The sequence below is a fragment of the Brachybacterium hainanense genome (assembly GCF_042434575.1).
GTDB classification, from domain to species: domain Bacteria; phylum Actinomycetota; class Actinomycetes; order Actinomycetales; family Dermabacteraceae; genus Brachybacterium; species Brachybacterium hainanense.
In genome coordinates this window covers 24,420-44,924 of record NZ_JBHLSV010000029.1, presented here as the reverse complement: position 1 = coordinate 44,924, position 20,505 = coordinate 24,420, and the positions used below count along the sequence as shown (strand labels likewise).

General features: G+C 73.9%; 18 protein-coding genes. 9 read left to right on the top strand and 9 right to left on the bottom strand.

Going from position 1 to position 20,505, the window contains the following annotated elements:
- Window positions 1–23: 23 nt before the first annotated feature.
- The 4 genes from dapE to ACFFF6_RS17565 all read left to right on the top strand — a co-directional run bounded on the left by dapE (window position 24) and on the right by ACFFF6_RS17565 (window position 2,407).
- Window positions 24–1,145, top strand: a complete 1,122-nt coding sequence (dapE, locus tag ACFFF6_RS17580) for a succinyl-diaminopimelate desuccinylase (protein WP_376982797.1) — start codon at window positions 24–26, stop codon at window positions 1,143–1,145.
- Window positions 1,142–1,879, top strand: a complete 738-nt coding sequence (locus tag ACFFF6_RS17575) for an LOG family protein (RefSeq protein ID WP_376982796.1) — start codon at window positions 1,142–1,144, stop codon at window positions 1,877–1,879. Before dapE ends, ACFFF6_RS17575 begins: the two co-directional genes overlap by 4 nt.
- Window positions 1,876–2,085: a hypothetical protein gene (locus ACFFF6_RS17570; protein WP_376982795.1), complete on the top strand. Its 210-nt coding sequence runs from the start codon at window positions 1,876–1,878 to the stop codon at window positions 2,083–2,085. Before ACFFF6_RS17575 ends, ACFFF6_RS17570 begins: the two co-directional genes overlap by 4 nt.
- A gap of 151 nt (window positions 2,086–2,236) precedes the next feature.
- A complete protein-coding gene (locus ACFFF6_RS17565) occupies window positions 2,237–2,407 on the top strand; it encodes a DUF3117 domain-containing protein (RefSeq protein ID WP_376982794.1) in 171 nt (56 codons plus the stop codon).
- Window positions 2,408–2,512: 105 nt separating this feature from the next.
- Here the strand turns inward: ACFFF6_RS17565 and ACFFF6_RS17560 are convergent, their stop codons facing one another.
- Window positions 2,513–3,166 carry an O-methyltransferase gene (locus ACFFF6_RS17560; protein ID WP_376982793.1) on the bottom strand — a complete coding sequence of 218 codons (654 nt, stop codon included), beginning with the start codon at window positions 3,164–3,166 and terminating at the stop codon, window positions 2,513–2,515.
- A 151-nt stretch (window positions 3,167–3,317) separates the two neighbouring features.
- Here ACFFF6_RS17560 and ACFFF6_RS17555 point away from each other — a divergent pair, with 151 nt between their 5' ends.
- The gene (locus ACFFF6_RS17555) at window positions 3,318–3,704 is read left to right on the top strand and encodes a twin-arginine translocase TatA/TatE family subunit (protein ID WP_376982792.1); all 387 of its coding nucleotides are present in this window, start codon (window positions 3,318–3,320) and stop codon (window positions 3,702–3,704) included.
- A gap of 21 nt (window positions 3,705–3,725) precedes the next feature.
- Here the strand turns inward: ACFFF6_RS17555 and ACFFF6_RS17550 are convergent, their stop codons facing one another.
- The 4 genes from ACFFF6_RS17550 to ACFFF6_RS17535 are packed head-to-tail and all read right to left on the bottom strand — an operon-like array spanning window position 3,726 to window position 8,428.
- Entirely contained in the window at window positions 3,726–4,868 is a 1,143-nt protein-coding gene (locus tag ACFFF6_RS17550; RefSeq protein WP_376982791.1) for a P-loop NTPase, read from the bottom strand.
- Window positions 4,869–4,902: 34 nt separating this feature from the next.
- Complete coding sequence (locus ACFFF6_RS17545) at window positions 4,903–5,520, bottom strand: DUF1003 domain-containing protein (protein WP_376982790.1); 618 nt, start codon at window positions 5,518–5,520, stop codon at window positions 4,903–4,905.
- Between the two features lie 2 nt (window positions 5,521–5,522).
- Window positions 5,523–6,845 (bottom strand): magnesium transporter MgtE N-terminal domain-containing protein, encoded by a 1,323-nt coding sequence (locus ACFFF6_RS17540; protein ID WP_376982789.1) that lies wholly within the window; start codon window positions 6,843–6,845, stop codon window positions 5,523–5,525.
- Window positions 6,842–8,428: an aminopeptidase P family protein gene (locus ACFFF6_RS17535; RefSeq protein ID WP_376982830.1), complete on the bottom strand. Its 1,587-nt coding sequence runs from the start codon at window positions 8,426–8,428 to the stop codon at window positions 6,842–6,844. Before ACFFF6_RS17535 ends, ACFFF6_RS17540 begins: the two co-directional genes overlap by 4 nt.
- A 39-nt stretch (window positions 8,429–8,467) precedes the next feature.
- Between ACFFF6_RS17535 and ACFFF6_RS17530 the strand changes: the two genes are divergently transcribed.
- Both ACFFF6_RS17530 and ACFFF6_RS17525 read left to right on the top strand, forming a co-directional pair.
- Window positions 8,468–9,376, top strand: a complete 909-nt coding sequence (locus ACFFF6_RS17530; RefSeq protein WP_376982788.1) for a PHP domain-containing protein — start codon at window positions 8,468–8,470, stop codon at window positions 9,374–9,376.
- A complete protein-coding gene (locus ACFFF6_RS17525) occupies window positions 9,373–10,002 on the top strand; it encodes a MarC family protein (RefSeq protein WP_376982786.1) in 630 nt (209 codons plus the stop codon). Before ACFFF6_RS17530 ends, ACFFF6_RS17525 begins: the two co-directional genes overlap by 4 nt.
- 81 nt (window positions 10,003–10,083) lie before the next feature.
- On the opposite strand, the gene ACFFF6_RS17520 is transcribed toward ACFFF6_RS17525, so the two are convergent.
- From ACFFF6_RS17520 to ACFFF6_RS17510, 3 genes are all read right to left on the bottom strand, one after another.
- The gene (locus ACFFF6_RS17520) at window positions 10,084–11,742 is read right to left on the bottom strand and encodes a DEAD/DEAH box helicase (protein WP_376982785.1); all 1,659 of its coding nucleotides are present in this window, start codon (window positions 11,740–11,742) and stop codon (window positions 10,084–10,086) included.
- Between the two features lie 293 nt (window positions 11,743–12,035).
- Window positions 12,036–12,257 carry a DUF3107 domain-containing protein gene (locus ACFFF6_RS17515; RefSeq protein WP_376982784.1) on the bottom strand — a complete coding sequence of 74 codons (222 nt, stop codon included), beginning with the start codon at window positions 12,255–12,257 and terminating at the stop codon, window positions 12,036–12,038.
- 105 nt (window positions 12,258–12,362) lie between these two features.
- Window positions 12,363–12,959, bottom strand: a complete 597-nt coding sequence (locus ACFFF6_RS17510) for a TetR/AcrR family transcriptional regulator (protein ID WP_376982783.1) — start codon at window positions 12,957–12,959, stop codon at window positions 12,363–12,365.
- Window positions 12,960–13,017: 58 nt separating this feature from the next.
- On the opposite strand from ACFFF6_RS17510, the gene ACFFF6_RS17505 reads away from it, so the two are divergent.
- Window positions 13,018–16,188 carry a PD-(D/E)XK nuclease family protein gene (locus ACFFF6_RS17505; RefSeq protein WP_376982782.1) on the top strand — a complete coding sequence of 1,057 codons (3,171 nt, stop codon included), beginning with the start codon at window positions 13,018–13,020 and terminating at the stop codon, window positions 16,186–16,188.
- A complete protein-coding gene (locus ACFFF6_RS17500) occupies window positions 16,185–19,499 on the top strand; it encodes an ATP-dependent helicase (protein ID WP_376982781.1) in 3,315 nt (1,104 codons plus the stop codon). Before ACFFF6_RS17505 ends, ACFFF6_RS17500 begins: the two co-directional genes overlap by 4 nt.
- Here ACFFF6_RS17500 and ACFFF6_RS17495 read toward each other — a convergent pair.
- Entirely contained in the window at window positions 19,454–20,467 is a 1,014-nt protein-coding gene (locus tag ACFFF6_RS17495; protein WP_376982780.1) for a phosphotransferase, read from the bottom strand. The genes ACFFF6_RS17500 and ACFFF6_RS17495 overlap by 46 nt on opposite strands.
- Between the last annotated feature and the right edge of the window lie 38 nt (window positions 20,468–20,505).

Below are 20,505 nucleotides of genomic sequence, written 5' to 3'. Positions count from 1 at the left end.
CGCGGCCATGGCAGGATCGGGGCATGGTCATCCTGGATCCCCACGCCGACATCGTCGATCTCACCGCCGCCATCGTGGACATCGAGTCCGTCTCCGGGAACGAGGCCGCGCTCGCCGATGCGGTGGAGCAGGCCCTGCGCGAGAACGCCCCTCACCTGGAGGTCCTGCGCGACGGCGACACCGTGATCGCGCGCACCGAGCTGGGCCGCTCGCAGCGGGTCGTCGTCGCCGGCCACCTGGACACCGTCCCCGTCGCCGGGAACCTGCCCTCCGTGCGCCGGATCCGCGAGGGACGCGAGGAGCTCGCGGGGCGCGGCAGCTGCGACATGAAGGGCGGGGTCGCGGTGCTGCTCGCCCTCGCCGTCGAGGCGACGTCCCCGCCGATGGATCTCACCTGGATCTTCTACGACCACGAGGAGGTCGCCAGCGCCGACAACTCGCTGACCCGGATCGCCGCCGAGCGTCCCGACCTGCTGGCCGGGGACTTCGCGATCCTCGGCGAGCCGACCTCCGCCGGTGTCGAAGGCGGCTGCAAGGGCACCATGAAGCTCGAGGTCACCGCGCGGGGCACGGCCGCGCACTCCGCCCGCGACTGGGTGGGGGACAACGCGATCCACCGCCTCGCTCCGGTGCTCGAGCGGCTCGCCGCCTATGAGGCGCGGCGCGCCGTGATCGACGGGCTCGAGTACCGCGAGTGCCTCAACGTGGTCGCGATCGACGGAGGCATCGCCGGCAACGTGATCCCCGACCGCGCCCATGTGACGCTCAACTACCGCTTCGCACCGGACACCTCCGTCGCGCAGGCCGAGGCGCATGTGCGCGAGCTGCTCTGCGACCTCGACCTCGAGATCGAGGTGTCCGACGCCGCCGCCGGGGCGCTCCCGGGGCTGGACACCGCACCGGCGCGGGAGTTCCTCGCCGCCCTCGGCGAGGACGTGCGGGTCGACGCGAAGCAGGGGTGGACGGACGTCGCCCGCTTCTCCGCCCTGGGCGTCCCGGCCGTGAACTTCGGCCCCGGGGATCCGCTTCTCGCCCACACCGACGACGAGCACGTGCCCGTCGAGGACCTGCGGCGGTCCCTCGCGGCGCTGCGCCGCTGGCTCGGCCTGTCGCAGCCGGTGGAAGCGGATACCCTTCCGGCATGACACCGGAGGAGTATCGCAGAGGCCCGGTGACGCTGCGCGGCGCGCAGCGTCCTGCCCGGACCACGGACCAGCGCCTGCTCGAGAGCACGGGGGAGGCGGACTGGGTGCACTCCGACCCGTGGCGGGTGCTGCGGATCCAGTCGGAGTTCGTGGAGGGCTTCAGCGCCCTCGCGGAGCTGGGTCCGGCGATCTCCGTGTTCGGCTCTGCGCGCACGGCCCGCGAGGATCCGAGCTACGCCGCGGCCGAGCAGATCGGCGCGGGCATCGCCCGCCTCGGCTACGCGGTCATCACCGGCGGCGGGCCCGGGGTGATGGAAGCGGCCAACAAGGGCGCGAAGCAGGCCGGGGGCGTGAGCGTCGGGCTCGGCATCGAGCTGCCCTTCGAGCAGGGGATGAACGAGTATGTCGACCTGGGAGTCGACTTCCGCTACTTCTTCGCCCGCAAGACCGTGTTCGTGAAGTACTCGCGCGGCTTCGTGGTCCTGCCCGGCGGGTTCGGCACCTTCGACGAGCTGTTCGAGGCCCTGTGCCTCATGCAGACGCACAAGATCGACCTGTTCCCCCTCATCCTGGTCGGACGGGACTACTGGCAGGGCCTGCTGGACTGGCTCTCGCGCAGCGTGCTCGAGCAGGGGGTCATCTCCGGGACGGACCTCGACCTGCTGCGCGTGGTCGACACCGCCGACGAAGCCGTCGCGCTGCTGCACGAGCTCATCGGGGCGGCCCCGCGATGACCGCGGTCTCCGCGCCGGTCCTGCTGCTGATCGGCGTCGCGATCCTCGTCGCGGCGCTGATGGTGCTCGCTGCGACCGGGCGGATCCCGCTCGGCATGGAGCCCCCTCCGGCCCGTCGCCGGTCCCCGCGGCCCGGCCCGATCGCCCCGCGGATGCCGACCTCGCCGCCCGCAGAGAGCTCCGACGACCCCGCGGATCGCCCCTGAGCCGCTCCCGTGCGGGCGCGGCGTGGGCCCCGTTGCGTGACGCCGTGCACACCTCCGCTGCAAAACCTGGGATAATGGTCCCGAGAACGTGTGCGCGAGGCCGCTCCCGGCGGCCCTCGGGGCGCACAAGAGAACAGAGGAAGGCACGCTCATGGCTGCTATGAAGCCGCGTACTGGCGATGGTCCGCTCGAGGTCGTCGAGGAGGGTCGCAGCATCATCATGCGCGTCCCGCTGGAAGGCGGTGGACGTCTCGTGGTGGAGATCGATAAGTCCGAGGCCGCGGCGCTGCGAGATGCCCTCGAAGGCGTGATCACGGCCTGAGAGACGAGGGCTCCGGCCGGTGATCGCGCATCCGTCGGCCGGAGCCGGACAGGGCCCGTTCCCCGGCCGAGGGCCGTGGGTGCGGGCCCTTCTGCATGCGGCCCGTCAGGGTCGGGAGATCGCCGCGAGCACCCCGTCCCCGGAGGGGACCAGCGCGGGGGCGAGCGTCCGCTCCGCCGAGATGCGTCGCAGCAGCGCGCGCACCGCGGTCGTGGTCGCGTCCCGGCTCGCGGGATCCGCGACCCGGTCGTGGAAGAGGGCCTGCGTGACCAGCAGCGCCCCGCCGGGCCGGAGCAGGCGCAGCGCATGGGTGAGCAGCAGGTCGGCCTGCGGGGCATCGGCGGCGAAGACGACCATGTCGTAGGCGTGGTCGGTCAGACGACCGATCACCTCGGGGGCGCGCCCGGCGATCGTGCGCACGCGCGTGTGGCGCAGCCCGGCCTCGGCGAAGGACTCGCGGGCGGCTCGCTGGTTCTCGACCTCGGTGTCGATCGTCGTGAGCACCCCGCTGCGGTGCATGCCGGAGAGCAGATACAGCGAGCCGACCCCGGAGCCGGTGCCGACCTCGACGACCGCGCGGGCGTCCACGGCCGCCGCGACCAGGCGCATGAGCGCGCCCGCCCCGGGCAGGACGGGGGCCACGCCCAGCTCGGCCCCCCGCTCGCGCGCCCGGGCGAGCACGGACTCGTCGGCGAAGACGGTCTCCTCGTCGACGAACGCCTCGCTGTATGCCCAGCTGGCGACCTTGCCCGATGCCATCGGCGCCGTCCTTCCGCTTCGTGTCCTCGCACGTCGGTCCCAGAGTACGACAGGCTGCGGGCTCTCAGCTCCCGCGTCCCCCGGCTCTGCCATAATGATCGCCGGACCGGGCAGATCCACCGGTCCTTCGGATGCGACGACAGGTGGGAACGTGGAGATCTTCGGGCTGAGCGGTTGGGAGCCGATCGTCCTGCTGATCGTGTTCCTGGTGATCATCGGCCCGCAGCGTCTGCCCGAGTACACCCGCAACGTCATCGGCATGGTCCGCAAGGCCCGGCGCTGGGTGGACGACTCCCGGGAGACTGTCGAGTCGGAGATGGGCATCGCCGTCGACGATCTGCGCAAGTACGACCCCCGCCAGTATGATCCCCGCCGCATCATCCGCGAGGCCTGGGGCGACACCTCCGTCGAGGACATCCTCCCGGACAAGGAGGCGCTCACCGCCTCGACCGGCGGCGCCGCCAAGAAGACCGGGAGCTCCCGGTCGAAGAAGGACACCGGCCCGAAGCGGGCGCCCTTCGACGACGAGGCGACCTGAGCCGAGGCGCCGCCGCGCCGTTCAGCGGCGCGAGACCGCGATCGGCAGCTTCATCCCGGACAGCCCCCGAGGCCTGCGCACGAGCCCACGGGCCACCGACCTCAGCTCCAGGGCCGCCGGGTCCTCGGGATCCGAGACCACCAGCGGCACGCCGCGGTCGGCACCCTCCCGCAGCGCGGGCGCCAGCGGCACCCTCCCCAGGACCGGCACGGGAGCGTCCACGGCCGCGGAGAGCGTCGCGGCGACCCGGTCTCCGCCTCCTGTGCCGAACACGTCCATGCGGGTTCCGTCGGGAAGCGCGAGCCCGGCCATGTTCTCGACCACTCCCGCGATCCGCTGCTCCGTCGAGCGGGCGAGCGAGCCGACCCGCTCCGCGACCGACGAGGCGGACTGCTGGGGCGTGGTCACCACCACCATCTCCGCCTGCGGGAGCAGCTGGGCGACGGAGATCGCGACGTCGCCCGTGCCCGGAGGCAGGTCCAGCAGCAGCACGTCCAGGTCCCCCCAGAACACGTCGGAGGCGAACTGCTCGATCGCCCGATGCATCTTGGGCCCCCGCCAGACCACCGCCTGGCCCTCGGGGACGAACATGCCGATGCTCATCACGTGCACGCCGTGCCCGGCGGGCGGCATGAGCAGGTCGCCCACCTTGGTGGGCCGCTCGGAGATCCCGAACATGCCGGGCATCGAGAAGCCGTGGATGTCCGCGTCGATGACGCCCACATGCAGCCCGTCGGCGGCCATCGCGGCGGCCAGGTTCGCGGTGACCGTGGATTTGCCGACCCCGCCCTTCCCGGAGGAGACGGCGAGGATCCGGGTGAGGGAGCCGGGCTGGTTGAAGGGGATGGCGCGGCGCCCCTGCCGCAGTCGCAGGGTCAGCTCGCGGCGCTGCTCCTCGCTCATCGCCGAGGTCTCCACGCGCACGCGGGACAGGCCGGGGACGGTCGCGGCGGCCTCCGCGGTCGCCTGCTCGATGCGGTCTCGCATCGGGCAGCCCTCGATCGTCACGAGGACGTGGATCAGGGCGGAGTCCTCCTCATCGATCGTGATGGAGCCGACCATCCCCAGCTCGGTGATGGGCCGGTGGATCTCCGGGTCCATGACCCCGTCCAGGGCGGTGCGGATCCGGTCGATGCGGGGATCGGGGGACGTCGTGTCGGTCACGGGTGGATGCACTCCTCGGGCACCGGGTGCCCAGTCAGCGGGAGCCGTCCTCGTCGGGGACGGCAGGGGAGGCCGGCGCGCTCGCGCGCTCGGCGAGGACGGCGGCGAGCTCCTCGCGCAGGATCTCCCGCAGGCGGGCGTCGTCCTGCACGGGCGCGGCCTCGGCCTCCGGGAGGGGATGCTCGAGCTCCTCGAGCAGATCGCGCAGCTCGCCGCGGACGAAGTCGCGGGTGGCGACGTCGTTCAGGGCCAGTCGCAGGGAGGCGATCTCCCGGGTGATGAAGTCCGTGGTCGCATGGTTGCGGTCGTTGGACTGGCGGTCCTGCTCGGCCTGCACGCGATCGCGGTCGTCCTGCCGGTTCTGCGCGAGCAGCAGCAGAGGCGCGGCATAGGAGGCCTGCAGCGACAGGATGAGCGTGAGCAGGGTGAAGTTCAGGGCCCGGGGGTCGAACTGCGCCGGTTCCGGCATGAGGGAGTTCCAGGCGAGCCAGACCGCACAGAACACTGTCATGCCGACCAGGAATCCCGGTGTGCCCATGAGCCGCGCGAAGCCCTCCGCACCGCGGCCGAAGGCGTCGCCGCGGAAGGGGTTGCGCAGGCCCCGTCGGCGCGGGCCGGGGGAATCCAGGGGCGTGGGCGGGCTCTCCGGCATGCTCAGGCCTCCTTCCCGTGACGGGGGAGACCACGGGCGATCTCCGACAGGTCGATCTGCCCGGTCGTGGTGGGCACGGGCTCGTCCTGCTCGCGCCAGTCCTCGGGCAGCACGTGGTCGAGCACGTCGTCGACCGTGACGGCCCCCAGCAGCCGGCCCTCCTCGTCGAGGACGGGGAGGGAGACCAGGTTGTAGGTCGCCATCTCGCGCGTGACCTCGGACAGCGGGGCCCCGGCGGGGACCGTGTGCCGGTCCGCGTCCAGGATCTCCCCGACGGGGCGGTCCGGGCGTTCGCGCAGAAGATGCTGGAAGTGCACGATCCCGAGGAGCTTTCCCGTCGGGGTCTCGAGCGGGGAGCGGCACACGTGCACCGTCGAGGCGAGCGCGGTCGGCAGCTCCTGGCGGCTGATCATCGCCAGGCAGTGCGCGACCGGCGTCTCCGGGGCGACGATGAGCGGCTCGGTCGTCATCATGCCCCCGGCGGTGTACTCGTCGTAGGCGAGCAGGCGCCGGACGTCCTCCGCCTCCTCGGGCTCCATGAGGTCCAGCAGCTCCTGCGCGACCGGGTCCGGGAGCTCCTGGACGAGGTCCGCGGCGTCGTCGGGGTCCATCGCATCGAGGACGTCGGCCGCACGCCGGGCGTCCAGCGCGGTGACCACCTCGACACGGGTGTCCTCCGGGAGCTCCTCGAGGACATCGGCCAGGCGCTCGTCGGACAGCTCCTCGGCCAGCTCGATGCGTCGCTTGGGCTCCAGCTCCTGCATGATCTCGCCGAGGTCGGCGGGCTTGAGGTCCTGGTAGGAGGCGAGCAGCAGGGCCGCGGACTGCTCCGCCTGTGTGCCGAAGAGGCCCGAGACGGCGCGCCACGGCACCGTGAGGGTCTCGCCGCGCGAGACGAGGCGGCTGAGGGAGCCCCCCTTGCGGCGGCGCAGATGCAGCCGGTCCAGCACCCAGTCGCGGTGCCGGTTCTGCTCGAGGCCCACGTCCTCGACGGTCGCCTCGCCGGAGCCGTCCACGAGCTGCACGCGGCGCTCGAGCAGATCGCCGATCGCGAGGGACTCCCCGCTGCGCTTCTCGAAGCGGCGCATGTTCAGCAGCCCCGAGCTGATGACCTGCCCGGGGGAGACGGCGGTGACCCGGGTGGTGGGCAGGAACACGCGCCGCTTGCCGGGGACCTCGACGACGAAGCCGACCGCCCGCGCGGCGCCGTGGGCCTGGGGAAGGATCACGACGTCGCGCAGGGTGCCGACCGCATCGCCGAGGGGGTCGAAGACCCGCGTGCCGGCGAGACGGGCTGCGAAGACGCGCTGCGGGGCTGAGCTCACCCCTCCAGCGTAGTGCCCGACCGCTCCGGCGAACCCGTGAGAAGCGACGCCATCCAGGCCTCGACCGCGTCGGGATCGCGGGGCAGCGCGGCGCTGAGGTTCTCCACCCCGTCCTCCGTCACGAGCACGTCGTCCTCGATGCGCACGCCGATGCCGCGCAGCTCCGCGGGGATCTTCCGGTCCTCGGACTTAAAGTACAGGCCGGGCTCGATGGTGAAGACCATGCCGGGCTCGAGGAGGGCGTCGAGATACATCTCCTTGCGGGCCTTCGCGCAGTCGTGCACGTCCATACCCAGGTGATGGCTCGTGCCGTGGACCATCCAGCGCCGATGGAACTGGCCCTCCGGGGCGAGGGACTCCTCGGCGGTGCCCGGCAGCAGCCCCCACTGCTCCAGATGGCGGGCGATGACCTGCATCGCCGTCGCGTGCAGGTCGCCGAAGCGCAGCCCCGGCCTCGCGACGGCGAAGACGGCGTCGGCCGCCTCGAGCACGGCGGAGTACACGCGCCGCTGGACGTCGGTGAAGGTGCCGCTGATCGGGAGGGTGCGGGTGATGTCCGCGGTGTAGAGGGAGTCGACCTCGACCCCGGCGTCGATGAGCACCAGCTCGCCCTCGCGCACCCGGCCGTCGTTGCGGACCCAGTGCAGGGTGCAGGCGTGGTCCCCGGCCGCGGCGATCGTGTCGTAGCCCACCCCGTTGCCGTCGCCGCGCGCGGTGCGCTGGAACACGCCCTCGATGACGCGCTCGCCGCGCGCATGGGCGACCGCGGCCGGCAGGTTGCGCACCACATCGGCGAAGCCGTCGATCGTCGCGGCGACCGCCCTGCGCATCTGCGCGACCTCGTAGGGATCCTTGACCAGGCGCTGCTCGCTCGCGACCTCGGCGAATCGGTCGAACTCCTGCGTCTCCTCCTCGCCGCCGGGCAGCCCGTTCTCGGAACGGATCTCGCGGACCATCTCCTCGACGCCCGGGTCGACGGCAGGCATGACCGAGAGCGAGAGCTGCGCGCCGACGTCCTTGGCCAGGTGGTCGCGCAGCGTGTCGATGTGGCGGCAGGGGATGCCGATGCGCTGCTCGGTCTCCTCGAGGGTGGGGCGCCGCCCCACCCACAGCTCGCCGTAGCGGGCATCGGCGTAGAACTCGGTCGTGTCGAAGCCCGCGCGGGGGCGGAAGAAGTAGGTGGCCTCGCCGCGGGAGGGATCCTCGGCCGAGGGCTCCACGACCAGCACGCTGTCGGGCTCCTCATCGGCCACGAGGCCGCCGTAGTAGGCGAAGGCGGTGTCAGGGCGGAAGGGGTAGTCGGTGTCGTTGGACCGGACCTTGAACACACCCGCGGGCAGCACCAGGCGGGTCGCCGGGATCGCCCCGACCAGGGCGTCGTGACGGGCGGGGGTGAAGTCCGCGACCTCGCGCCGTTCGGGCCGAGGGACCTCCTCGTCCCAGTCCTCCGCGATGAAGGCGCGGAACGCCTCGTTCGTGGGGCGCTGCGAACGCGCGTCGCCGCGAGAGGCGAGCTCCTCGGGGCTCGGGCCGGTCGAGGGGTCGGTGGTCGGGTCGGTGCTGGGGGTGCGCTCCTGGTTCATCACGGTCCGATGCTCTCACGCCGGGCTACTGTGGGGCGTATGGGCGAAGAATCGAGCAGCACGCGCAGCGGCGGGGCGAGGATCCCGGAGGCGGCGCGCATCGACCTGCACACCCATTCCACGTTCTCCGACGGCACCTCGAGCGTGCCGGAGCTCCTGCGCGAGGCGCGCGAGGCGGGTCTCGACATGATCGCCCTGACCGATCACGACACCACGGCGGGCTGGGACGACGCCCGCGCGGCTGCGCGGGGGAGCGGGGTCGCGGTGATCCCCGGGATCGAGGTCTCCGCCGAGCACGGGAGCCTCAGCGTGCATATCCTCGCGCTGCTCGTGGACCCCTCGCCGGGCACGGCGCTCGCCGCGGAGCTGCGCCGCGCCCGGGAGTCCCGGACGCGGCGGGCCCGCGCCATGGTCGACCGGATCGGCCGAGACCATCCGGTCGGCTGGGACGACGTGCTCGAGCAGCTCGCCGCGGCGGACACGACCGTGGGCCGGCCGCACATCGCCGACGCCCTCGTCGCGCGCGGCGTGGTCGCCGATCGCAGCGCCGCCTTCGCGGGGCTGCTGGCTCCCTCGAGCCCCTACTACGTGCCCTACTACGCCCCGGCTCCGGACACCGCGGTGCGCGCGATCGTGGAGGCGGGCGGGGTCGCGATCGCCGCGCATCCCGCCTCCGGGATGCGCGAGGGCGCGGTGCCGGTGGACCTGCTGGAGCGCATGACGCAGGCGGGGCTCGCCGCGATCGAGGTCGAGCACCGCGAGCACGATGCGGTCGAGCGGGAGCGGCTGCGCGCCTATGCGCAGGAGCACGGGCTCCTGATCACCGGGGGGAGCGACTACCATGGCGCAGGCAAACCCAACCGGCTGGGGGAGAACCTCACCAGTCCGGCTGTCCTCTCCGCGCTCCTTGATCGCGCCACGAGCGAAACCGAGGTCTTCCATCCGTGAACCTGGTGGATCTCCGCTTTCTCGCGGAAGTCTTCGTCACCCTCTTCGTCATCGTCGACCCGCCGGGGACGATCCCCATCTTCATGGCCCTCACGGGCTCGATGACCGTCAGGCAGCGGTCCCGCGCGGCGCTGGTCGCGGTGGGCGTCGCCCTTCTGATCATCGGCGGGTTCGCGCTGTTCGGCCAGTTCATCCTGTCCTACATGCACATCTCCCTGCCGGCCCTGCAGTTCTCCGGAGGCCTGCTCCTGCTGCTCATCGCCCTGCAGCTGCTGACGGGCAAGGAGGACGAGATGGCGGCCTCCGAGGGCGTGAACGTGGCCCTCGTGCCGCTGGGCACACCGCTGCTGGGCGGCCCCGGAGCGATCGTCGCGATGATGCTCTTCGTGCAGCGCACGGACGGCCGGATCACCCACGTGAGCGCGATCGTCCTGGCCCTGCTGGGGATCGCGGTCATGATGTACGTGTTCATGCGCTTCTCGGGCGGGATCGCGAAGGTCCTCGGCAAGGGCGGCGTCACCCTGGTGACCCGCATCTCCGGCGTGCTCCTCGCCGCGATCTCGACGCAGATGATCTTCGACGCGATCCGCGCCTTCCTCGCCGACTGGGGCATGCTCGTCGCCTGAGGCGGCCGGGAACGACGAGTGCCGCGTGAGGAGCCGGGATCCTTCGGGATCCGGCTCCTCACGCGGCACTCGTCGCCGGGATCAGGCCTCGGAGGCGCCGCCGCGGCCCCGGCCGCCGCGCGAGCGGCGACGGCCGCGGGAGCCCGAGCGCTTCTCGCCGCTGCCGCTGTCGCCGCCGGCATCCGGACCGGCGGACTCGCCGGAGGAGACGACCTCGCCGTTGACCCGGCGGGTGCGCGTGCGCGACCGGTTCCGCCGCGGACGCTCCTCCGCGGCGGCCTCGCCCTCCTGACGCTTCTCGCCACGGGCGTCGGGACGTCCGCCGCGACCGCCGCCGCGCCCCTCGCGGCCGCCACGTCCGCCGCGGCCGCCCTCGCGGGGACCCCGCCCCGAGTCGGGCCCGCCGAGGTCCTCGATCTCCTCCGCCTCGAGGCCCTCGCGGACGCGCTTGTCCCGGGGCAGCGTGCCCTTGGTGCCGCTCGGGATGTCGAGGTCGGCGTACAGGTGCTCGGACGTCGAGTAGGTCTCCACCGCCTCGGTCGTCTCGAGGCCCAGCTGACGCGCGATCAGCGACCAGCGCGCGAGGTCCTCCCAGTCCACGAAGGTGACGGCGGTGCCCTTCTTGCCCGCGCGGCCGGTGCGGCCCGTGCGATGCAGGTAGGTCTTGTCGTCGTCCGGGCAGTTCCAGTTGATGACATGGGTGACGTCGGTGACGTCGATGCCGCGGGCCGCGACATCGGTCGCGATGAGCACGTCGACCTTGCCGTTGCGGAAGGCGCGCAGGGCCTGCTCCCGGGCTCCCTGGCCCAGGTCCCCGTGCAGCGGCGCGGCCGCGAAGCCGCGGCCCTGGAGATCTCCGGCCACCCGGTCGGCCTCGCGCTTGGTGCGCATGAAGACGATCGTCAGACCGCGGCCCCGCGCCTGCAGGATGCGGGCGAGGACCTCGATCTTGTCGAGCTGGTGGGCGCGGTAGACGACCTGGGTGATGTCCGCCTTGGTGCGCGACTCGTCGCCCGGGTCGTGGGCGCGGATGTGCGTGGGCTGCGACATGAAGCGGCGCGCCAGGGCCATGATCGGCCCGGGCATCGTCGCGGAGAACAGCATCGTCTGCCGGGCGGTCGGCACGGCGCTGAGCAGCTTCTCGATGTCCTCGAGGAAGCCCAGGTCGAGCATCTCGTCGGCCTCGTCGAGCACGGCCGTGCGCACCTGGGACAGGTCCAGGTGCTTCTGCCGCATGAGGTCGATCAGGCGCCCCGGAGTGCCCACGACGATCTCGACGCCCGTCTCGAGGGCCTCGATCTGCGGCTCGTAGGCGCGGCCGCCGTAGACGGTGAGGATCCGCACCGGACGGGTCAGGGACGCGTCCTGGAGGTCCTGGGCGACCTGCACGGCCAGCTCGCGGGTCGGCAGGACGACGAGGCCCTGCGGCTTTCCGACCGGACGGTCCTGCGGGTTGTCCTCGCCGGGGGCGACGACGCTCTGCAGCATCGGGATGCCGAAGCCGAGGGTCTTGCCGGTGCCGGTCTTGGCCTGGCCGATGATGTCGCGGCCGCGCAGGGCGACCGGGAGGGTCATCGCCTGGATCGGGAACGGGTGGATGATGCCCTTCTTCGCCAGGGACTCGACGATGTCCGGGCGGACGTCGAAGTCGGCGAAGGTCGGGGCGGGGGTGCCGGAGCTCTGCTCGACGGCGGGAGAGGCCGACTCGGCCTCATCGATGTGCGGGGTGGTTTCGGGCACAGTTCATCTCTCTGATATGGGTCTGCACCCTCACTGTATCCCCTGCGGCCCGGGCGGGTCCGGCCCCAGGGGCGTGCGTCACGCGCGTATCAGCCGCGGACGAGGACCGCGGCGGTGATGCGGGTGATGACCGTCGCCGAGGCACGCCACGGACCTGGCACCAGCCGCTGGCCGTGGTTGAGCCACGCGTTCGTCGTCCCGGAGCCGCTGACCGTGGATGAGACAGAAGGACCAGCGTTCTGCCTCATCGACGGTCAGCGGGAGCGGGTCCGCTTCGTCCGGGCTCGTCGTCCTCAGCCGAGGAATCCGACGCGGCGCTGCTCCTGCGCGGCGACCTCGACATAGGCGACCTTCGCGCCCGGGACCAGCAGGGTGCGGCCCTTGGCGTCGCGCAGGGAGGCGACGGTGCCGGCGTTCACGGCATCCGTGAGGGCTTCGAGCGTGTGCTCGATCGGCTCGTCGATCTCGATGACGAGCTCGCGCGGGGAGTGCTGGATGCCGATGCGGATCTCCATGGTGGACGGACCTTCCGGAAGGGAGTCGGGTACGGCGCGAGTCTAGCCCGCCGGCGCGGAGGTCGGGCCGGGGCATGATCCCTGTTCGCGCAGGGGAGAAGCGGTTCAGGGCACGGGGACGGCGCGGAAGCCCGACAGCCCCTCGGTGAGCAGCCGGGCCACGATGGCGATCACCTCGTCCTCCCGCTCCGGCGTCGCGTCCTGGCCGATCAGCCGGGCGCAGTTCTGCGCGGCGGAGATGAGGGACCGGCCCAGCACGCGCGCCTCGACGTCGTCGAGCTCGCGATAGGTCATCAGCAGCCGCGCGAGCCGCAGAGCCATCGCGTCCAGCAGCTCTCCGACGCGCTCCGCACAGGCGAGGGAGACCAGCTCCTCGCCCAGGAACAGGCGCAGCGGGGTGCCTGTCGCCGTGAGCCGGTAGAAGGTGCGCAGACCCGACTCGACGCGCTCGAGAGGGGGCCCGGTGTGCGCGCCCAGCGCGTCGATCGCCGCGTGCACGACCGCGGCCCGCTGCTCGAGCACGGCGAGGTACAGGGCTTCCTTGGAGGCGAAATGCTGGTACACCACCGGCTTGGTCGCCCCGGCCGCGCGGGCGACGTCGTCCATCGAGGTGCCCTGGAAGCCGTGTTCGCTGAAGTGCTCGGCCGCGATCGCGAGGAGCTGGGCGCGACGCTGCTCCCTGGGCATTCTCCGGGTGGTCATGCTCCCAGTCTAGGCGGGCCGGACCTCGGATGTCCGGGCCATGCGATTGGATGGGGGCATGAGACGAGGAGGTGGGACGGAGGCCGCGGCGGCCGTGCGCCTGCTGGACCCGGACCTGAGCCGGCTCCCGCGGCCGCGGGAGGGCGCGGACCTGGATCCCGCACAGCGCGAGGCCTGCGATCTGCTGCGATCGGGAGGGTCGGTGCTCGTGCACGGCGCACCCGGGAGCGGCCGGACGACCCTCGCGCTGAGCGCGGCGCTCGCCTGTGCGGGCGAGGCCCGCGGGGCCGCCGAGCCGGTGCTGCTGCTGTCCCCGCGGCGCGGGACCGCCGCCCCGCTGCGGGACGCGGTCGCCCTCGCCGGGGCCGCGGGGACGGTGCGGGTCTCCACGCCCGCCGCCCTCGCCTTCGCCCTGGTGCGCGCCGATGCCCTCTCCCGCGGGCGCGGAGAGCCGAGCCTGGTCACGGGAGCGGAGCAGGACGCCCTGCTCGCGGAGCTGATCGCCGTGCACGAGCCATGGCATCTCGAGCTCGACGCCGCCACCCGCGCGCTGCCCGGCTTCCGCACCGAGCTGCGTGAGCTGATCACCCGCGCGAGCGAGCTCGGCCTCGGCCCCGCGGAGCTCGCGGAGCTCGGCCGCCGGCGCGGCCGCCCGGCCTGGTGCGACGCCGCCGCGCTGCTCGGAAGCTATCGGGAGGTCCTGGCTCTGCAGGAGACGACGGCGCTGGACGCGGGCCCGCGCCTGGACTCGGGCGACATCGTCCGCACCGCCGCCCGGCTTCTCGAGCGGCGCCCCGGTCCCGCCCTCGTGGTCGACGACGTCCAGGACCTCACCGCGGCGGGCGTCGCCCTCGTGCGGCGGATCCACGCGCTCGGCGTGCCGGTCCTGGCCACCTCCTGTCCTGACCTCGCGGTCGACACGTTCCGCGGATCGGTGCCCGAGGCCGGGACGCGGCTCGCGCTCGGCGCGGAGGTCGTCCTGCCCGCGCGCCGCCGCGGCCGGGGCGCCGTCCAGCGCGCCTGCGACGACCTCCGCGCCCGGCTCCCGCGCGCCGGGGCGCCGCCTGCCCTGCGCCGTCCCCCTCGGCAGGGCGAGGACGGGAGCCTCGCCGTGCTGCGGGCCGCGGACCCCCTCGAGGAGGCGCAGCTGATCGCCGCGGTGCTGCGGGACCTCCACCACAGCGAGGGCATCCCCTACGACGAGATGGCGGTCGTCTGCCGTTCGGGCGGGGTCGTCGACGAGGTCGCCGAGCTGCTGCAGCGCCAGGACCTCCCGGTGTCGACCTCGACGCGTCTGCGCCCCCTGCGCGAGGAGCGCGTCGTGACCGACCTGCTGCGCATCGTCGAGCTCGCCGCGACCGGCGACGCGCTCGCGGGCGAGGAGGCCATGTCGCTCCTGCGCGGTCCCTTCGGAGACGCGGACGCCCTGCGGCTGCGCCGGATCCGTCGCCTCCTGCTGGATGCGCGCCGCGAGCGCGCCGCGGAGGGCGAGGACCCGGTCCCGAGCATCTCCCTGCTCGCCCGGGCCGTGATCGGCGCAGACGTGCCGGGCCTGCCCGCTCCCGAGGAGCGCGACCGGGCGGCCGCCCCCGTGCATCGGCTCCGACGCATGATCGCGGCGGTCGCGGAGCTCGGCCCCGAGCCCGCCGCGACCGATGCGCTGTGGGCGGCCTGGGACGCGGCCGGCGTCGCCGAGGGCTGGAGGACCGCGGCGCTCGGCGCGGAGGACCGCGCCGACGACGCCCGCGCCCGGCTGACGGCGCACCGTCTCGACGCCGTCACCGCCCTGTTCGCCGCGGCGGACCGCTTCACCGACCGCCGTCCCGAGGCCGATGCGCTCGTGTTCATCGACCATGTGCGCGCATCGGCCATCGCGGAGGACACCCTCGCGCAGCGGGCGGAGCCCCGCGGCCGGGTCAGCATCCTCACCCCCGCACAGCTGATGGGCCATGAGCGCGAGATCGTGGTCCTCGCCCGCGTGCAGGAGGGATCATGGCCCAACACGCGCCTGCGCTCGACCCTGATGGGCGCCGCGGAGCTCTCCCTCGAGCTCGAGCAGCCGGACCCGGGGCTCGAGGCGGCCGCGCTGCGGGCCGTGCAGCGCGAGATCGTCATCGCCGACGAGATCCGGCTGGCCGTGGTCGCCCTCAGCCGCGCGCGCGACCGGGTCCTCGTGACGGCGGTCGACGGCGGGGAGCTCAGCCCCTCGGCGCTCCTCGACGCGCTCGAGAGGTCCGCGGGAACGAGCTGGGTCGACCCGGCGCGCCTGCGGGCCGATCCCGGTCCCGCCCCCGACGCGCGGCGCCTCGTCGCGGTGCTGCGCGCCCAGCTGACGGGAGAGGACCCCACCCGGCGCGAACGCGCCGCCGTGCTCCTGGCACGTCTCGCCCAGGAGCAGGTCGACGGCACCGATCCCGACCGCTGGTACCACCAGGAGCCCAGCACCGGAGCCCCGATCGCGGAGGAGGGCTCCCTGCTGCGGCTGAGCCCCTCGGCCCTCGAGCGCGCCGCGGACTGCCCGCGGGCCTGGCTGCTCGAGCGCTCCGGCGGCACACCCGAGGCCGGCCCCGCCCAGGCGATCGGGACGGGTGTGCACGCCCTCGCCCAGGAGCACCCCGCCGGAGTCCCCGAGGCGGGGATCCCCGATCTGCTCGCGCAGCTGCACCGACTGCTGCGACCCCTCGGCCTCGAGCAGACCTGGTCGGGACGCCGCAGCCTGCGCCAGGCCGATGCCGCCGCCCGCACCCTGGTCGCCTATCTCTCCTCCGCGGCCCCGGCGCTCGCGATCGAGGCCCCCTTCGAGGTGCAGCTCGGCGACGTCGTCCTGCGCGGGGCGGTCGACCGGATCGAGGGCACGGCGCAGGCCGCTCGGATCGTCGACCTCAAGACGGGGCGACAGGCCAAGACGGCGGCGAAGGCGCAGGAGGACCTGCAGCTGGCCGCGTACCAGGCGGCCCTGCGCGAGGGGGCCCTCGACGAGGCGCTCGGCGGACGCGCACGGAGCGCCGGAGCCTCCCTCGTCTACCTCGGCACGCCCTCGGCCAGACCCGCGATCCGCGATCAGCGCGCCCTGCAGGAGGCGGAGGACCCGGCCTGGTTCGACGCCGTCGTCGCGGACGTCTCCGCGGATCTGCGCGGCAGCCGGGTCCAGGCCCGCCGCACCGCCCACTGCGACCGCTGCAGCGTGCGGCGGAGCTGCCCTCTCTTCCCGGAAGGAGCGGAGCTGTGAGCACGGACCGCCTCCCGCGCCTCGGCGCCCTGGACCTCGCCGCTCTCATGGGGCAGCACCCGCCCACCCCGGAGCAGGCCGCCGTGATCGAGGCCCCGCTCGCCCCGATGCTCGTCGTCGCCGGAGCCGGCAGCGGCAAGACCGAGACGATGGCCGCCCGGGTGGTGTGGCTGATCGCCAACGGCCTGGTCCAGCCCCGCCAGGTGCTGGGGCTGACCTTCACCCGCAAGGCCGCCCACGAGCTCGGCGAGCGGATCGGCGTCCGCCTGTCGACGCTCGCCGACGCCCTCGAGCGGGAGGGCATGGCGCTGCCCCCGGGGCTCGTGCGCGGGCAGGACGAGCTCGTGGGCCAGCGGCCCCTGGTCCACACCTACAACGGCTTCGCCCTGGACCAGGTGACCGAGCATGCGCTCGCCGCGGGGCTGACCCCGGACTTCACGATGATGTCGCCCTCGGCCTCCTTCCAGCTCGCCCACGAGATCGTCGAGGGCTGGGACGACACGCTCGACCTCGACGCCTCCCCGGCCTCGATCACCGCGGCGCTCATCTCGCTGACGAGCTCGCTCGCGGACCATCTCCTCGAACCCGCTCAGCTGGACGCCGAGCTGGCCCGGATCCGCGAGCACCTCGACCAGATCCCGCTGCAGGTCGAGGGCCGCCGACGCACGACGCCCAAGGCCGTCGCGAACGCGATCGCCGCCCTCGACGCGCGCCGCGCCCTGGTCCCGCTGCTCGAGCGCTTCGCGGAGATCCGGCACGAGCAGGGGGCCCTGGACTTCGCCGACCAGGTGACGATCGCGGCACGCATCGCCCGGACCGTCCCCGCCGCGGGGAACCTGGCCAGGGACCTGCACCGGGTCGTGCTGCTGGACGAGTTCCAGGACACGTCCGTGGCCCAGCTCGAGCTGCTCGCGGGACTGTTCGGCCCCGGGCACGCCACCTGCGCGGTCGGGGACCCCCAGCAGGCGATCTACGGCTGGCGCGGAGCCTCGGCCGCGAGCCTTTCCGGCTTCGTCCGCGCGTTCTCGTCCCCGCGGGCGCCCGTCCTCCAGCGCACCCTGTCGACGTCCTGGCGCAACGACCGGGCGCCGCTGGCGGTCGCCAATCGGATCGCTGCGCCCCTGAGGGAGGCCTCCGTCGGCATCGAGATCCCGCAGCTGCGGCCCCGTCCCGGAGCCGGGGAGGGGGCTGTCTGGACGCACGAGGCGGCTGACGAGCGCGGCGAGGCGCGGGCGATCGCCGCCTGGATCCATGCCCGCCGGGGCGAGCACGACGGCAGCGCCGAGGATGCCGTGCCCACCGCCGCCGTCCTGGTCCGCGCGCGCCGCCAGATCCCCGTCCTCGCCGAGGAGCTCGAGGCCGCGGGCCTGCCCGTCGAGATCGTCGGGCTCGGCGGACTGCTGCACCGGCCGGAGGTCGCCGACGTCCGGGCCCTGCTCGAATGCGTCCACGACCCGGGCCGCGGGGACTCCCTCATGCGGCTGCTCGCCGGACCGCGCCTGCGGCTGGGCGCCCGGGACGTGGCGGTGCTGGGGCGCTGGCGGGACCGGCAGGGGGCGCGTCGGCGCACCGACCCGGCCGCGCGCGACGACGTCGACGCGGTGGGCCTCGTCGACGCCCTCGACGATCTCCCGCCCCGGGACTGGACCGATCCCGAGGGCCGCCGCCTCAGCGACGCGGCCCGCGCGCGGCTGCGCGACCTGCAGGAGCTGCTGCGCTCCCTGCGCCGGCGGCTGGCCGTGCCGCTGGGCGACCTGGTCACCGCAGCGGTGCGCGCGCTCGGCCTCGACCTGGAGCAGATGGCCGCCGGCGCGTCGCTCGCGGATCTCGAGGCCTTCCGCAGCTACGCCGTGCAGTTCGAGCGCAGCGCGCGCCATCCGGGCCTCGGCCCGTTCCTCGCCCTGCTCGACATCAGCGAGGACAAGGAGGCCGGGCTGGCCGTCACCGCCGGGGAGGTCGACCCGGATCCCGCGGCTGTCACCCTCATCACGATGCATTCCGCCAAGGGGCTGGAATGGGACCTCGTCGCGGTCGCCGGTCTCGTGGAGGGAGGGGTTCCCAGCTACGACCTGCGTCGCGCGAAGACGGGGGAGGACGGCCGGGTGCGGGTCGCGGCGAGCGGCTGGCTGGGGCCCCTGGCCGATGCCGCCGTGCCCTCCTCCCTGCGCGGGGACGCGGACATCCTCCCGCAGCTGCGCTGGGCGGAGGCGGACACGCAGGTCGATGCGGAGGCCCTGATCCAGGAGTACCAGGAGGAGGAGGGGGCCGCGGGCCTGGCGGAGGACCGCCGGCTCATGTACGTCGCCGTGACGCGGGCCCGCAGCAGCCTGCTGCTGACCTCCGCGGCGTGGAGGCAGGGCCTCGCCCGGCCTCGCCCCCGCTCCCGCTATCTCGCCGAGGCCCTGCCCGTCGTCCCCGGGCCGTTCCAGGTGCGGGAGGACGTGCCCGAGCAGAATCCGCTCGAGGCCGCCGCTCTCGTGGAGTCCTGGCCGCCGGAGCCGGGTGCTCCCGAGCAGCGGGTCGCCGCGGCGCGGGAGCTGCTCGCCCGGGCCCGGGCGGGCGAGCTCGAGGAGGTGCCGGAGGAGGACCCGCTGGCCGAGGCGGCCCGTCGCGTGCTGGCGGATCTCGCGGCCCGGAGGGAGGCCGCGAGCGTGCACTCGCCGGTGCGTCTGTCGGCGAGCCAGATCGTCCGCCGCGCCCAGGACCCGGCGGGCGCCGCGCTCGATCTGCTGCGTCCCGTGCCGCGCCCGCCGGCCGCCTCGGCCCGCCGCGGCACGGCCTTCCACTCCTGGCTCGAGGGGCATCTGGCCGGGGGCACCCTCCTGGACCTCGAGGACCTCCTGGATCTCCCCGCCGCGGAGGAGGACGAGCTGGCCGGACCCGGGGACCTCGCCGCCCTGCGCGAGGCCTTCGAGTCCTCGCCCTGGGCGGGACGGACCCCGGTGGCGGTCGAGCATCCGGTGACCACGCGCATCGGTCCGCTCAGCGTGCGAGGGGTGATCGACGCCGTCTACGAGGAGGAGACCCCGGCGGGACCGGGCGTGATCATCGTGGACTGGAAGACGGGCCGGGTCCCGCCGCCCTCACGCCGCGCGGCGAAGGCCCTGCAGCTGTCCGTGTACCGGCTGGCGTGGCACGAGCAGACGGGCATGCCGCTCGCGCGGATCCGCACGGCCTTCCACTACGTCGCCGAGGGGCGCACCCTCTGGGTCGAGGACCACCCGGAGACGGAGGAGCTGCTGGCGATGCTCGACCCCTCCGCGCCTCAGCGGGTCCCGTCCGCCTCGAGGGGACGGTCGTCCTCGGGCTGATCGTCCTCGTCCCCGGCCCGGTCGCCCCGCAGGGCGTCGAAGGCCTTTTCCGCCTCGTCGCGGGCCAGCTGCGCGAGGTCCGCCTCGAGGTCGGCGAGCATGCCGCGGGCATCCTCGACGATCTCCGGGTCCTCCGCGTCGAGCCCGTGCAGGAGCCAGTCCCCGACGGCGAACTCGCCCACCGCCTGCGCCCTCTCGAGCAGCCGCGGATGCGGGCGCACGGCCAGACGCTCCACGTACGCGGCGTAGAGGTCGTCGAAGGCCTCGGCGTCCAGGGCCGCCACCAGCCAGGCCAGGTCCGTCGCGGGGTCCCCGATCCGTGCCGAGGCCCAGCCCTGGACCGTGCTGATCCGGCCCTCGCGGGCGAACAGCGCCTCCTCCGACAGATCGGCATGCGTGAACACCGGGGTGAAGTCCCACAGCTCGTCGTCCTCCAGCAGACGCACCCAGCGCTGGGACACCGCCGCGGGCAGGTGCTGCGCCGCGCGCAGCCGCGCGACCTGGGACCGGTGCATGGCGCGCAGCGCCGCGGCGCTGAAGGACTCCACCCCGGTCGCCTCCGCCGCGTAGCCGCGCAGGGAGTGGATCCGGGCGAGGGTCGCGCCCAGGGAGGCGGCGAGGCTCCGGTCCGACGCGAGCCGGTCGAACATGAGGGGGACGCCCTCGGGGGCGGCGGTCACGGCGGCGCGGCCGCCCTCCGGGAGGGTCACGAACCCCAGCACCTCGGGCACGAGATCCCGCAGATCGGATCCCGAGAGCGAGTCCGCGACCCGCACCGACTTCTCCAGCTCGGCGCCGGCCGCGGCCGTCACGGGGCAGGCGACGATGACGCGCCGCCCGTCCTCCCCGGTGACCCCGGCGACCTCGAGGTCCTCCGCAGGCGTCGCGATGGGGACCGTCGAGACCGGGACCATGCCGGGGACGGCGGCTGCCGCCACGGCGGCGAGGGCGTAAGGATTGCGTCGCACCCGTTCACCGTACCGTCCGCGGCTCCGGGCTCCGCGTA

Excerpts from the sequence above, each read along its gene's own strand:
- ACFFF6_RS17565 (WP_376982794.1), top strand. The coding sequence starts at position 2,237 with ATGGCTGCTATGAAGCCGCGTACTGGCGATGGTCCGCTCGAGGTCGTC.
- ACFFF6_RS17510 (WP_376982783.1), bottom strand. The coding sequence starts at position 12,959 with ATGACCACCCGGAGAATGCCCAGGGAGCAGCGTCGCGCCCAGCTCCTC.
- ACFFF6_RS17535 (WP_376982830.1), bottom strand. The coding sequence starts at position 8,428 with ATGAACCAGGAGCGCACCCCCAGCACCGACCCGACCACCGACCCCTCG.
- ACFFF6_RS17575 (WP_376982796.1), top strand. The coding sequence starts at position 1,142 with ATGACACCGGAGGAGTATCGCAGAGGCCCGGTGACGCTGCGCGGCGCG.
- ACFFF6_RS17570 (WP_376982795.1), top strand. The coding sequence starts at position 1,876 with ATGACCGCGGTCTCCGCGCCGGTCCTGCTGCTGATCGGCGTCGCGATC.
- ACFFF6_RS17545 (WP_376982790.1), bottom strand. The coding sequence starts at position 5,520 with ATGCCGGAGAGCCCGCCCACGCCCCTGGATTCCCCCGGCCCGCGCCGA.
- ACFFF6_RS17505 (WP_376982782.1), top strand. The coding sequence starts at position 13,018 with ATGAGACGAGGAGGTGGGACGGAGGCCGCGGCGGCCGTGCGCCTGCTG.
- dapE (WP_376982797.1), top strand. The coding sequence starts at position 24 with ATGGTCATCCTGGATCCCCACGCCGACATCGTCGATCTCACCGCCGCC.
- ACFFF6_RS17530 (WP_376982788.1), top strand. The coding sequence starts at position 8,468 with ATGGGCGAAGAATCGAGCAGCACGCGCAGCGGCGGGGCGAGGATCCCG.
- ACFFF6_RS17560 (WP_376982793.1), bottom strand. The coding sequence starts at position 3,166 with ATGGCATCGGGCAAGGTCGCCAGCTGGGCATACAGCGAGGCGTTCGTC.
- ACFFF6_RS17515 (WP_376982784.1), bottom strand. The coding sequence starts at position 12,257 with ATGGAGATCCGCATCGGCATCCAGCACTCCCCGCGCGAGCTCGTCATC.